The organism is Serratia sp. Ae19-1 (genome assembly GCF_059801225.1).
The window spans coordinates 200,902-213,813 of record NZ_JBCHWD010000001.1 but is presented as its reverse complement, the minus strand read 5'-3'; the positions used below and the strand labels follow the sequence as shown (position 1 = coordinate 213,813).

The 12,912-nt window shown below is 61.0% G+C and carries 11 protein-coding genes and 1 other annotated feature; of the genes, 2 read left to right on the top strand and 9 right to left on the bottom strand.

Translation table 11 applies throughout. From position 1 onward, the window contains the following. Positions 1-108: 108 nt before the first annotated feature. The 8 genes from AAIE04_RS01085 to AAIE04_RS01050 all read right to left on the bottom strand — a co-directional run bounded on the left by AAIE04_RS01085 (position 109) and on the right by AAIE04_RS01050 (position 8,469). Positions 109-1,242: a sugar diacid recognition domain-containing protein gene (locus tag AAIE04_RS01085; RefSeq protein ID WP_498576343.1), complete on the bottom strand. Its 1,134-nt coding sequence runs from the start codon at positions 1,240-1,242 to the stop codon at positions 109-111. 166 nt (positions 1,243-1,408) lie between these two features. Next, positions 1,409-2,053 (bottom strand): adenylate kinase, encoded by a 645-nt coding sequence (adk, locus tag AAIE04_RS01080; protein WP_004940261.1) that lies wholly within the window; start codon positions 2,051-2,053, stop codon positions 1,409-1,411. 202 nt (positions 2,054-2,255) lie between these two features. Further along, positions 2,256-4,121, bottom strand: a complete 1,866-nt coding sequence (htpG, locus tag AAIE04_RS01075) for a molecular chaperone HtpG (protein ID WP_498576342.1) — start codon at positions 4,119-4,121, stop codon at positions 2,256-2,258. 235 nt (positions 4,122-4,356) lie between these two features. After that, positions 4,357-4,962 carry a recombination mediator RecR gene (gene recR / locus AAIE04_RS01070; RefSeq protein WP_004940263.1) on the bottom strand — a complete coding sequence of 202 codons (606 nt, stop codon included), beginning with the start codon at positions 4,960-4,962 and terminating at the stop codon, positions 4,357-4,359. Next, entirely contained in the window at positions 4,962-5,291 is a 330-nt protein-coding gene (locus AAIE04_RS01065; RefSeq protein ID WP_498576341.1) for a YbaB/EbfC family nucleoid-associated protein, read from the bottom strand. Before AAIE04_RS01065 ends, recR begins: the two co-directional genes overlap by 1 nt. 41 nt (positions 5,292-5,332) lie before the next feature. Continuing rightward, positions 5,333-7,291 (bottom strand): DNA polymerase III subunit gamma/tau, encoded by a 1,959-nt coding sequence (dnaX, locus tag AAIE04_RS01060; RefSeq protein ID WP_498576340.1) that lies wholly within the window; start codon positions 7,289-7,291, stop codon positions 5,333-5,335. Next, positions 5,936-6,000 (bottom strand) — a sequence feature (DnaX frameshifting element). It overlaps the preceding gene by 65 nt. Positions 7,292-7,383: 92 nt before the next feature. Then, complete coding sequence (gene apt / locus AAIE04_RS01055) at positions 7,384-7,935, bottom strand: adenine phosphoribosyltransferase (RefSeq protein WP_019454166.1); 552 nt, start codon at positions 7,933-7,935, stop codon at positions 7,384-7,386. 153 nt (positions 7,936-8,088) lie between these two features. Beyond that, on the bottom strand, positions 8,089-8,469 hold the full coding sequence (locus tag AAIE04_RS01050; protein ID WP_019454167.1) for a DUF454 family protein: 381 nt from the start codon (positions 8,467-8,469) through the stop codon (positions 8,089-8,091). Between the two features lie 134 nt (positions 8,470-8,603). On the opposite strand from AAIE04_RS01050, the gene priC reads away from it, so the two are divergent. Continuing rightward, positions 8,604-9,140, top strand: a complete 537-nt coding sequence (gene priC / locus AAIE04_RS01045) for a primosomal replication protein PriC (protein WP_498576339.1) — start codon at positions 8,604-8,606, stop codon at positions 9,138-9,140. 106 nt (positions 9,141-9,246) lie between these two features. After that, positions 9,247-9,426 (top strand): pleiotropic regulatory protein RsmS, encoded by a 180-nt coding sequence (rsmS, locus tag AAIE04_RS01040; protein ID WP_498576338.1) that lies wholly within the window; start codon positions 9,247-9,249, stop codon positions 9,424-9,426. Between the two features lie 42 nt (positions 9,427-9,468). On the opposite strand, the gene mscK is transcribed toward rsmS, so the two are convergent. Continuing rightward, positions 9,469-12,852 carry a mechanosensitive channel MscK gene (gene mscK / locus AAIE04_RS01035; RefSeq protein WP_498576337.1) on the bottom strand — a complete coding sequence of 1,128 codons (3,384 nt, stop codon included), beginning with the start codon at positions 12,850-12,852 and terminating at the stop codon, positions 9,469-9,471. Positions 12,853-12,912: the final 60 nt, after the last annotated feature.

The following is a 12,912-nucleotide window of genomic DNA, read 5'->3' as shown; positions in this document are numbered from 1 at the left end:
CCGTGGTTGATGTGCAGGTCAACATATCGCGCGCGCCCGGCTCAGACCTGAGGGAAAACAACAAAAAATCGCCGGCGGAACGGCGCGGAATTTGTGGGTTGGCACAATTCAGTCGTGCATCAGCATGCCGATATACAGCCGCAGAGCATCGGTTAATTGATTGATTTTCATGCCGGTTATCGCCTCGATGCGCTGCAGGCGATAACGCAGGGTATTGACGTGAATATGCAGCTGCGCGGCGGTCTGCGTCTGATCACAATTCTGCGAAAAATAGTGGCGCAGCGTAGCGCGCAGCACGCCTTTTTCGTCCTGTTCGCCCAGCGCTCGCCAGGGGCGCCCCAGCTCCTGAGCACGCCAGTCCTCCCCCAGATCGCACAACAGCGACGGCAACGGATAGTCGTGGTAGAACAGCGTGGCATGGCGCAGTTTCAGGCGCTGCGCCATCGCCTGGGTGGCGCGCGCCGTCAGGCTGGAGCGGTAGGCGCTTTGCGGATCGTCATAAAAACCGCCGACGATCAGCCGCACCCGAAAACGGTGTTTAAGCTGGTTTTGCAAACGCTGCGCTTGTTGACGTTCCAGCTTCAGGCTCCATTCGCCCTGCGCCATACAGGCCGGGCGCAGCAGGGTCATCTCATTGAAGCCGGTAATGGCGATCAACGCATCGCGCTGGGTGGCTTCCAGCTCCGCCAGCAGCTCACGCAGCAGGTGCGGCTGCGCTTCTTGCAGCTCGACGATCCACACCATGCGCGCCTGGCGCAGATCCAACCCCAGATACGCCGCCATCGCTTCCAACGACGCGGTGTTCGGCTGTGGCTGCAGCAGCTGATTCGCCAGCTCTTCCCGGTAGCGTTTTTCCCACTGATGCTGATCCAGCAGCGCCGCCTGCTCCACCATCATCTCCGCCGCCATCTTGACCAGCTCGGCGTAAGCGCGCACCTCGGCCGGCTCACCGGAAATGCCGATCACTCCCACCCGCTGATTGCGAAAGCTGAACGGCAGGTTGATGCCGGGCCGCACCCCTTTCAGATGCTCGGCGGTGGCGCGATCGATCTCCACCACCCGATTCTCCGCCAACGCCAGCACCGCGCCCTCATGGCGCTGAAACAGACGCTGCGGATTGCCGGAGGCGATGATCACACCGTTGCTGTCCATCACGTTGACGGAATGGCTGATGATGCCCATCGCCCGCTGGACGATCTGGCGCGCGGTGGCTTCCGCCAGAAGATTGGTTTGTCTGAGCATGGCCGGCTCCCTGCTGGTGGTGAAAACGCAGGCTTGTTATACGCCATTTGGCACGGGCGATTAATGGGCACGGCCGCAACAAGCCGCCGCGATCACAGTTTGGCGGGAAAACGGCCAAAAAAAACGCCGGGCCACTGGCCCGGCGTCATGCACAACCCGCTTGCGATCAACCGAGGATGGTCGCCAGCTCTGCGCTCACTTCGGCAACCTTGCGGGTGCCGTCGATTTTGCGGTATTGGGTGTTGCCCGCCGCCGCTTCTTTGCTGTAGTAAGAGATCAGCGGCGCGGTCATCTGATGGTATTCCACCAGGCGCTTGCGCACGGTCTCTTCCTGATCGTCCTTGCGCGTGGTCAGCTCTTCGCCGGTCACGTCGTCTTTGCCTTCCACCTGCGGCGGATTGAACTTCACGTGGTATACGCGGCCGGACGGCGCGTGCACGCGGCGGCCAACGATGCGGTCAACGATCAGCTCGTCCGGCACGTCGAACTCCAGCACGAAGTCCACGTTGATGCCGGCTTCTTTCATCGCGTCAGCCTGCGGAATAGTGCGTGGGAAACCGTCCAGCAGGAAGCCCTTGCGGCAATCTTCCTGAGCGATGCGCTCTTTGACCAGCGCGATCACCAGCTCATCGGTCACCAGCTTGCCGGCGTCCATGATCTCTTTCGCCTGCTTGCCCAGTTCACTGCCGGCCTTCACGGCTGCGCGCAACATATCACCGGTGGAGATTTGCGGAATGCCGTATTTCTCCATGATGAATTGAGCCTGAGTACCTTTACCAGCGCCCGGAGCGCCCAGCAGAATGATACGCATTGCGTAAATCCCCTTGCTATGTAGTTTTTATAAAATTGCGAAAACGCTCAACGATACCATTTCAGGGGGGGCAGGCTCAAGGCGCGCGAAGGAAATCGATTGCGGAATGTGCAAAAAAACAGACGAACAAAAGGCGAGAAAATGCGGGGAAAAAACGAAAACGCGCCCCTAACTGTGCCGTTAAGGGCGCATATCTTCAACTTTAGGCGGACAGCAACTTATTCATGCGACGGATGAACAGGTTCGGATCCTCCAGCGTACCGCGTTCAGCCAGCAGCGCCTGATCCAATAACAGGTCGATCCATTCGGCGAAATGTTCGTTATCGCCCACGTCGGATGCTCGTTTGACCAACGCATGCTCGGGATTAAGCTCGAAAATGTACTTCACTTCCGGCGCCTGTTGACCAGCGGCGGCGAACAGCTTGGCCATCTGGGTGCTCATTTCGTCGGCGTCGGTCACCACGATCGCCGGCGTATCGGTCAGGCGGTGCGTCAGGCGCACATCCTTCACGCGCTCGCCCAGCAGGGTTTTCACGCGTTCGACGAACGGTTCCAGCTGCTTCTCGGCGGCTTTCTGCTCTTCGGTTTCATCCGCCAGTTTGTCCAGCGCTTCATCCGCTTTGCTGACCGACTGGAACGCCTTGCCGTCAAACTCGGTCAGGTAGCTCATCATCCACTCGTCGATGCGATCGGACAGCAGCAGCACTTCGATGCCTTTCTTGCGGAACAACTCCAGGTGCGGGCTGCTCTTGGCGGCGGCGTAGCTGTCGGCGGTGATGTAGTAAATCTTCTCCTGCCCTTCCGCCATGCGGCCGACGTACTCTTCCAGCGACACGGTCTGCGCCGAGCTGTCGCCGTGAGTGGTGGCGAAGCGCAGCAGTTTGGCGATCGCTTCCTGATTGCCGTTGTCTTCCGCCGGCCCCTCTTTCAGCACCAGACCGAATTGCTGCCAGAATTTCTGGTAGCCTTCGGCGTCGTCTTTGGCCAGTTTATCCAGCATCTGCAGCACGCGCTTGGTCAGCGCGCCGCGCAGGTTTTGCGTCACGCGGCTGTCTTGCAGGATCTCGCGCGACACGTTCAGCGGCAGATCGTTGGAATCGATCAGGCCGCGCACGAAGCGCAGGTAGTTCGGCATGAACTGCTCGGCGTCGTCCATGATGAACACGCGCTGCACGTACAGCTTCAGGCCGTGCTTGTGATCGCGGTTCCACATGTCCCACGGCGCCTGGGCCGGAATATACAGCAGGCTGGTGTACTCCTGCTTGCCTTCCACCCGGTTGTGGCTCCAGCTCAGCGGATCGGTGAAGTCGTGAGCGATGTGTTTGTAGAACTCTTTGTACTCTTCGTCGGTCACGTCAGCCTTGCTGCGGGTCCACAGGGCCTGCGCCTTGTTGATCTTCTCCCAGGTGACGGTATCGTCTTCTTCGTTCTTGCTTTCGATCTCCACCGGCAAAGCGATGTGATCGGAATATTTGCCGATCACCGAGCGCAGGCGCCAGGCGTCGAGGTACTCATCTTCGCCTTCGCGCAGATGCAGGGTGATTTCGGTGCCGCGGGTCTCTTTAGTGATGTCGGCGATGGTGTAGTCGCCTTCGCCGGCGGACTCCCAGAACACGCCTTCGTCATCGGCGGCACCGGCGGCGCGGGTGCGCACGGTCACTTTGTCCGCCACGATGAACGCCGAGTAGAAACCGACGCCGAACTGGCCGATCAGCTGGCTGTCTTTCGCCTGGTCGGAACCGATGGATTCCAGGAATGCTTTGGTGCCTGACTTGGCGATGGTGCCGAGGTTCTCGATCACTTCTTCGCGGCGCATGCCGATGCCGTTGTCGGCGATGGTCAGGGTGCGCTGCTTTTTATCGAAGGACAAGCGTACGCGCAGCTCGCCGTCGCCGGCGTACAGCTCTGGCGCAGACAGGGCGCGGAAGCGCAGCTTGTCGGCGGCGTCAGAGGCGTTGGAAATCAGCTCGCGCAGAAAAATTTCTTTGTTGGAGTACAGCGAATGGATCATCAAATGAAGCAGCTGTTTTACTTCAGACTGGAACCCGCGGGTTTCTTGACCTTTCATACTCATTGATTACCTCAAAAGACAATGGCTACCAAAATCGAACAATGAGGATCAGATGAGGGTCAGGGTATTGTTTTTCAAGCGGACGGTGGGAAATTTTTGGCAAAAACCGCTGGGACCGAACGGCCGCGCCCAATTATTGATTTTCGGCTGATAACAACAAAGGAGGAAAAACCACGTTTTTCCTCCTTTGTTCGCGATAGGACGGGGCCGAATGGCCCCACCCGGGAAAACATCAGAACTTGATGGCGTGGCGCCCGGCCAGGGAATGCGACAGCGTAGTGCCGTCGACCATCTCCAGCTCGCCGCCCACCGGCACGCCGTGGGCGATGCGGCTGGCGAGCACGCCATACTGGCCGCACATCTCGGCGATGTAGTTGGCGGTCGCCTCCCCTTCCACCGTCGGGTTGGTGGCGAGGATCACTTCGGTGATGCTTTCCTTTTCCAGCCGTTGCTCCAGGCGATCCAGACCGATATCGCCCGGCCCGATGCCGTCCAGCGGCGACAGATGCCCCATCAGCACAAAGTAGCGCCCGGCGAACTGGCCGGTCTGCTCGATGGCGTGGATATCCGCCGGGCTTTCCACCACGCAAATCTGGCCGTTTTGCTGACGGCGCGGATTGGCGCAGATAGTGCAGACGTCCTGTTCGGTGAAGGTGCGGCAGTCGGCACAGTGGCCGATCTCCGACATCGCGCGCGTCAACGCCTGCGCCAGGCGCATGCCGCCGCTGCGATCGCGCTGCAGCAGTTGGAACGCCATGCGCTGCGCCGATTTCGGGCCGACGCCCGGCAGGCAGCGCAGCGCCTCCATCAGGGATTCAAGGAGCGGGCTGGTTTGCATCAGAACGGCATCTTGAAGCCAGGCGGCAACTGCATGCCGCTGGAAACGGAGGCCATTTTCTCTTTCTGAGTCTCTTCGATGCGGCGCGCGGCGTCGTTAAACGCAGCGGCGATCAGATCTTCCAGCATCTCTTTGTCGTCTTCCAACAGGCTTGGATCGATCTCCACACGGCGGCAGTTGTGCGCACCGTTGATGGTCACTTTCACCAGGCCCGCGCCAGACTCGCCGGTCACTTCCAATTTGGCGACTTCTTCCTGCATCTGCTGCATTTTTTCTTGCATTTGCTGGGCTTGCTTCATCAGGTTGCCCAGACCGCCTTTACCAAACATAGTCGTCTCTCGTCGCTAGGGCCGCGCACGTTGCGCAGCGTTTAAAGGGGGCGAATACTCTCTTCATCCAGGTCCGCGTCGAAGAACCGGCGCAACGTCTGAATGTTGGTATCCGCATCGATGGACTGGCGCGCCTGCGCCAGTTTTTCTTCATAGATGGCTTGTCGCCATTCCAGCGGAGTGCGCTCCGCCGGATTATCGTCCTCCACCACGGTCAGCTCAACCGGGTTGCCATACAGCTCCCCGAGCGCGTCGGCCAGCGTCTTCTGCGCCGAAGGCGAATTCAGATGGCGCTGCGAAGACCGCAGATGGAGGCTAATTTTGCCCGGCTCCGGCTGCTGCTTGAAGGCGTTTAACGCCAGCTGCTGCACCAGTTTCGGGATCTTCAACTTATCGATTTCCGCCGCCCAGGCATCGCGCTCCAGCGACTCCACCACCAGCTTGGCGGCCAGCTCCGGCGTTTTCTCGTGTTCCAACGCCGTGCGCAGCGCTTTCGGCGTCGCCAGCGGTTCCGGCGCCGCTTCCGGCTCGGTCTGCGCGCGCCAGCGATAGGCTTCCGGCTTCGCCGGTTTTTCCGGCACCTTCTTCTCCGCCAGGCGCTGCTGGCTACGCTCGGTCACGGAAGCCAAACGCCCCAGCGCCGAGTTTGCCGGCCGCGCTATTCCTGGCGCCGCCGGCTCATTCTTTTTTGGTGTGGATGCTCCCTGCTGCCGTTGCAGCTGGGACCGCGCTTTCAACAGCTGGGCGGTGGCATCCGGTAACGGAGTCGATGATTGTCGCTGTGGCGCGGCCGGCTGCCCTAGCGGCGGCGGTGCGTCCTGAAACTGCGGCGGCTGTTGCGATGCGGCGGCCTGCGGCTGCGCCATCGGCGCCGGCGCGGTCTGCACCAACGCCACCGGCTCCGGGATCACCGCTTTCGGATGAAACGCCAGCGCACGCAGCAGGGTCATCTCAACCCCCATGCGGCGATCCGGCGCATAGGCCAGCTCTTTGCGGCCCACCAACAGCGTCTGGTAATAGAGCTGCACATCGGCCGGCGGCAGGGTGCGCGCCAGCTCACGCAGCCGTTGTTCCACGGTGGCGTAGTGGTTGTCGAGCATCGAAGGCAGTAGCTGCACCATCGCAATGCGGTGCAATAGCGCCAGCGTCTCCACCAGCAGATTTTCCCAGTCCACGCCGCGCGAAGCGGCCTGCGCGACCTGCGCCATCACCTTTTCGCCGTCGGCGCTGACCAGCGCTTCGAGGATCGCCAGCGGCTGCTCGTCATCGAGCGTGCCGAGCATCTGGCTGACGGTGGCGGCGGTCACCTGCCCCTGCCCCATGGCGATCGCCTGATCGGTCAGGCTCAACGCATCGCGCATGCTGCCGTCGGCGGCGCGCGCCAGCAGCTGCAGCGCGCGGGCGTCGCTGGTGATCTGTTCCGCCGTCAGCACCGTTTCCAGCTGCTGACGGATCTGATCGACGTCCAGCGCTTTGAGGTGAAACTGCAGGCAGCGGGAAAGAATGGTCACCGGCAATTTTTGCGGATCGGTGGTGGCCAACAGGAATTTGACGTGTGCTGGCGGCTCCTCCAGCGTCTTCAGCAAGGCGTTGAAGCTGTGGCGCGAGAGCATGTGCACTTCATCGATCAGATAGACCTTGAAGCGGCCGCGCGCCGGCGCGTACTGGACGTTGTCCAGCAGATCGCGGGTATCTTCCACCTTGGTTCGTGAAGCGGCGTCGATCTCGATCAGATCGACGAAGCGGCCCTGCTCGATCTCGCGGCAGTTGTCGCATTGGCCGCACGGCGTGGCGGTGATGCCGGTTTCACAGTTCAGGCCTTTGGCCAGCAAGCGCGCGATGGTGGTTTTCCCCACGCCGCGCGTGCCCGAGAACAGATAGGCGTGATGGATCCGCCCCAGCGAGAGGCCGTTGGCCAGCGCGGTCAGGACATGTTCCTGGCCGACCACGTCTGCGAACGTTTGAGGGCGCCACTTACGGGCGAGAACCTGATAGCTCATTAATACCGGAGAAGTCGAGTAATCTGGAGGGTCATGCTAACACAGCCCCGCGGCGATCCGCGAGGCCGTTGTGCCCGAGGGGCGATGCCGCATCAATGACCGGCGAAATCCACCAGGCAGTAGCAATCGATGCCCAGCTTGTTCAGACGCGCTTCCCCGCCCAGATCCGGCAGGTTAATGATGAACGCGGCGTCTTTTACTTCACCGCCCAGGCGGCGGATCAGTTTGGTGGTCGCTTCGATGGTGCCGCCGGTCGCCAGCAGATCGTCCACCACCAGCACTTTGTCACCCGCGGTGATGGCGTCGGTATGGATCTCCAGCTTGTCGGTGCCGTATTCCAGCTCATAGCTTTCGCTGAGCGTGGCGCGCGGCAGTTTGCCCGGTTTGCGCACCGGCACGAAACCGACGCCCAATGCCAGCGCGACGGGCGCGCCGAACAGGAAACCACGCGCTTCGGTACCCACCACCTTGGTCACGCCCGCTTCGCGATAGCGCTCAACCAGCAGCTCGATGCTGGCGGCGTAGGCCAACGGGTTTTCCAGCAGGCTGGTCACGTCGCGGAACAGGATGCCCGGCTTCGGATAATCCGGGATGGTTTTGATACTGTCTTTAATAAACTGAAGCTGCTGCGCAGTAGCGGTCATAATTGTTGCCTGATAAAACTGCCTGAAAACCGGCGCGCCGCTCACCCACCGCCCCCGGGAGAAACACACCGGAGAAAAAATGGCAGGCGATCCGCGCACGAAAACGCCCAAATCTATGCAAACTGGCGGACAAATGCAACCGGCGGCGCACAATCAGCGCTGTTTTTGTTGCGACAGGTCAATAACCGGCAGGCGCAGCATAAAGGTCAGCAAAATAGCCAGCATCAGCAGCAACAGCCCGCGCACCCACCAGATTTTCACCAGCCACAGCGAACAGGCGAAGGTGAGCACGATCACCAGCACCGCCTTCCACTTCGCCCCCGGCGGCAGCGCGCGATGCTGCTGCCAGTGGCGCAGGTAAGGACCGAACCAGGAGCGGTGCAGCAGCCAGTGATGAAAGCGCGGCGAAGAGCGGGCGAAGCACCAGGCGGCCAACAGCAGGAACGGCGTGGTCGGCAGCAGCGGCAGCACCACGCCCAACGTCGCCAGCACCACCGCCAGCCAGCCTAAAATGATCAATAACCCACGCGTCATGCGGCTCTTCGCTCCTCAATCGGTTGGCGCCTACTGTAGCATCGGCGCCGCGCCGGCGGAATATGCGTGCGGCGCTTGTTTCACGGCAGGATCGCGGGCAAGCTTACGCCTGTTGAAATCAAGAGGGAGCTTATGTGAGCACTCAGCGTCTATTACAGGTGTTGGCACAGCAGATCGCAGCGCTGGCGGCCGAGGTCACCCCGCGCGGCGATGTTCCGATCCCGCAGGCGCGCTTCGACGCCGCCCTGTTCGCCAACCGCGGCACGCGACTGCGCGACTATCTGGCCGAGGTGGAGAAAAACTTCGCCCAGTTGCAACACGCCGCCAACGACAGCCGCGCCAGTCAGGTGGCCTTTCTGGCCGAAAAGCTGGTAGCCCAGATCGCCGCCCTGCAGCGCGAACTGGCGACCCAGGCGCTGCGGCGCAAGAACCAGTCGAAAGAAGCCCCCGAGGCCGATCTGTACCACAAGCTGGCCGAGCATCAGGACTACGAACGCCGGCTGATCGCCATGATTCAGGATCGGGAAAGCCTGCTGGGGCGCCAGACCACGCTGGCGGCGCAGCAAAAGCTGCAGCACGAGCTGGCGGCGCTGGAGGGGCGGCTGATGCGCTGTCGTCAGGCACTGGCGCGCATCGAGCGCAATATCGAACGCAAAGAAAACGGTTTTTGAAGATTTATCACAATATTTTAATGATTATTCCCGGTTGCGCGCCGGGTTCACTATACTTTGCCGATACGTGAATTTTTCATCTCATTAATCAATAAGCGCAGGTGCCATGTCTCTGGAAAACGCCTCACCCGAACTGCAGCTGGCGGTAGACTTGATCTACCTGTTGGAATGCAACGAAATCGATCCGGCTACCGCACTGGCGGCGCTGGATATCGTCAAACGGGATTATCAGGAAAAGCTGCAGCGCGCCGGCGTCACCTCCCCCTATCTGCCCGTCGGACAGTAATAAGGGACAGCGCCGCTGTCCCTTTCGCCTCTTCTTTCTTCATCAGCCCGCCGTCTGGCCGCCTTCATCCGGCGACAGCGTTCTCTTCACTTCCTGCACTTCATTGCCCTGCTGGTTATGCAGATACACCTCCAGCTGATTGAAGGCAATGTCGATGCCGTTTTCCCGGCACAAGCGATCGATTGAGCGGTTCAATTCGTCCACGGTATAGCTGCGATCGCGCAGTTCGCGCACATACAGCCGCAGTTCGTGATCCAGCGTGCTGGCACCGAAGTTGAGGAAGAACACCTGCGGTTCGGGATCGGTCATCACCCGCGGATTGTCGTGCGCCGCCTGCAGCAACACCTTTTTCACCTTATCGAGATCGGAGCCGTAAGCCACCCCCACCTTGATCAGCACGCGAGTGATGGTGTCGGACAGCGACCAGTTGATCAGCCGCTCGGTGACGAACGCCTTGTTCGGGATGATCACCTCTTTGCGATCGAAGTCGGTAATGGTGGTGGCGCGAATGCGGATCCGGCTGACCGAACCGGAGAAAGTGCCGATAGTGATGGTATCGCCGATACGGATCGGGCGTTCGAACAGAATGATCAGACCGGAGACGAAGTTGGCGAAGATCTCCTGCAGCCCAAAGCCTAACCCGACCGTCAAACCGGCGGCCAGCCACTGCAGTTTGTCCCAGGCTACGCCGAGCGATCCCAGAGCGACCACCGCCCCCACGGCGGTAATCAGGTAGGTGAGCACGGTGGTGATGGCGTAGGAAGTCCCCTGCCGCAGCTGCAGCCGCGACAGCACCACCACTTCCAGCAGACCGGGCAGGTTGCGGGTGAGAACATAAGCGACGATCACCGCGGCGATCGCCACCATCATATTGCCCAGCGTCACCGCCTGCGCCACGCTGCTGCCCGCCATGGTGCTGGTGTAATGCCACAGCGTGATGCTGTCCAGGTAAGCGATAACCGTCACCAAATCCGACCAAATGGCGTAGAAGGCGCTGGCGAAGATGGCGAACAGCACCAGGGTGGTCAGGCGCAGCGATTGCTGGTTGATCTGATCGAGCGCCAGCGGCGGCTCTTCCACCACCGGTTCGCCACCTTCAGCCCCCTCTTTCGCCACGTTTTGCCGCCGCGCCAACGCGCGCCGGTAGGCCAGGCGCCGCGCCGCCACGCTCAGGCCGCGCAGCGCGGTCAGATACACGATATTCCACAGGAAGAACAGGTACAGGCTGTCTATCCAACGGCTGGCCAATCGCAGCGTGGTATAGAAGTAACCGGCGAACATCAGCCCCAGCAGGATCAGCGGCGTGGCGGCGATGGCGGTAACCACCACCAGCCGCACGGCGTGCGAGCCCTTTTCGCGCCAGCTGTCGCGACACAGCGGGAACACCAGCACCGCGAGCAGCGCCAGCGTCAGCATCACCACGATCTGGCCGATGACGTCTTCCACCAGGCGCAGCGGCGCCTTCTCGCCCAATACCGACCAGAAGATCAACGGCTGCAGCGCCAGCCCCAGACGCAGCGTCTGACGGCGGTAATGCGCGCACAGATTGGCCCCGAAGTTGAAATGCCGCTCGGCGATACCGCCCGGTTTCAGCATCCGATAGCTGAAGCCGAACACCAGCCACGACAGCGCCAGCTGCTGCGACAGCGCCCAGATAAAGTCGCTGATGCCGAAATCGGCGCGATACATCCAGAAACCGATGCCGAGCAGCAGCGCGGCGCCTGGCAGTACCTTCAACAAGGTCAGCGCGATGGCCTTCGGCGTGTGCAGTTGGCTGTCGCGCTTCAGTTGCCCCACGTCGTTGGCCAGCTTTTGCAAATGGTTGTCGATCAGCCGGTAGCGCCAGCGCAACACGCCGATCGCCAACAGCAGCGGGATCAGGAACACCAGCGCATTCAACCCGCCCTGCACCAGCTTGCCGCCGTCAAATTTGATATCGAGCCCGGCGAGCTGATCGCGCACCGCCTCGGGCATCGCCTTGAGCCACGCCAGATCGACCGGTTTGTTGCTGTTGACCCAGAAAATCTGCTGGGTCAGCGTATCCTGCAACGAACCGTAGACGCTGGTCAGCTGCTGCTGGTTGATCTGCAGATTGATCGACAGCGACAGCTGGTTGCTGAGCTGCTTATTCAGCTGATCCAGCAGCTCGCGGCGCATATCGATAATTTCGTTCAGCGCGTCGATCACCTCCGGGCCGGCCTTTTCCTTGCTCTCGGTCACCAGTTGGTTGATGTAATCCTCGCCCTTGAACAGATCGTCGCGCTGCTGATTGATGTCGAACTGCTCCAGCCGCAGATCGGCGATGCGCGTGTCCATGTCCGCCAACAGCGTGCCCTGCGGCAAACTTTGCTGCTGCTGATACAAAATGCGCGACAACACCAGGCTGCCCTTCAGCACCTGGATCTGCTCTTTCAGGTTGCGCTCCGCCTGCAGCCCGCGATCGAGCCAGTTTTTGACCCGAATGTTCTGCTGGAATAGCGTGTTGCTCTCTTCGGTAGCGGCGATCAGCCGCTGGCTCAGTTGACGGTTGACGTCCAGCTGCTTGCTGACCAGCTGATCGTGCTGGATATCGGTGGCGTCTTCCGGGTTCTGCGCCTCTTTGGCGGTCTTTTCAGACAGCGTCAACCGCTTGCTGTTGACGATCTCCTGCAGCAGCTGCACCGAGCGATCCAGCGCGTCGATATGCGCCGTCGTGTAGTCGCGCTGCTTTTGCAGCAGATCCTGCAAAGTGGTATTGGCCTCCAGGCTTTTGCGCTGCAGCTCCAGCTGCGCGTTGAGCAGCGCCTGTTCGGTGGCCAGCATGACCTGTTGGCTGTTGCGCAGCGAATCTTGCCCCGGCGTCTGGCCGCTGAGTTGGCTGCGGATCTCCTGCAGACGCTGCGAAGCGGCATACATGGTGCTCTGCACCCGTTCAGGCTGAGTTTGCAGCGACACCAGTTGGCTGTTGTAAGTGGAGAGGCTCTCCTGCGCGCTTTGCAGTTCATCAAGCGTTTGATACAGCCGGCTTTCCAACTGGCGCAGCGACAGCGGCAATAGGGCGGCGCGCGCCGCAGCGCTGTCTTCAGGCCGTTTCAGCGCATCCAGCTCGGCGGTGACCTGATTAAGCTTCGCCGGCGCCTGCTGCACCTGCTGCTTGAGCTGCGCAGCGTCCTGCCGGTTGCGCTCGATGGCGTCCAGCAGCTCCAGCGTACGGGTCAAATCCTGTTGGGAGAGCTTTTCGACCGGCGTCAGGGCTTTCTGTTTGTTCAGCGCTTCCAACTGGCTTTGCACTTCGCTACGCTGCGGCAGATCGCCGTTCAGCGCCGCCTGCGCCGGAAAGATGAACGCGCAAATCAGGAAAAGGAGTGTCGCGGCGGCGATGCGCCGCCGGCATGCGCCGACAAACGAGAGCGGCGCCAGAGAAGGCAGAGTCAACCAGCGATGCATGATTTAGCTTCGGATCGGTAAAGAAGCCTGAAGATTATCACGATCGCCGGCGGGCAACGA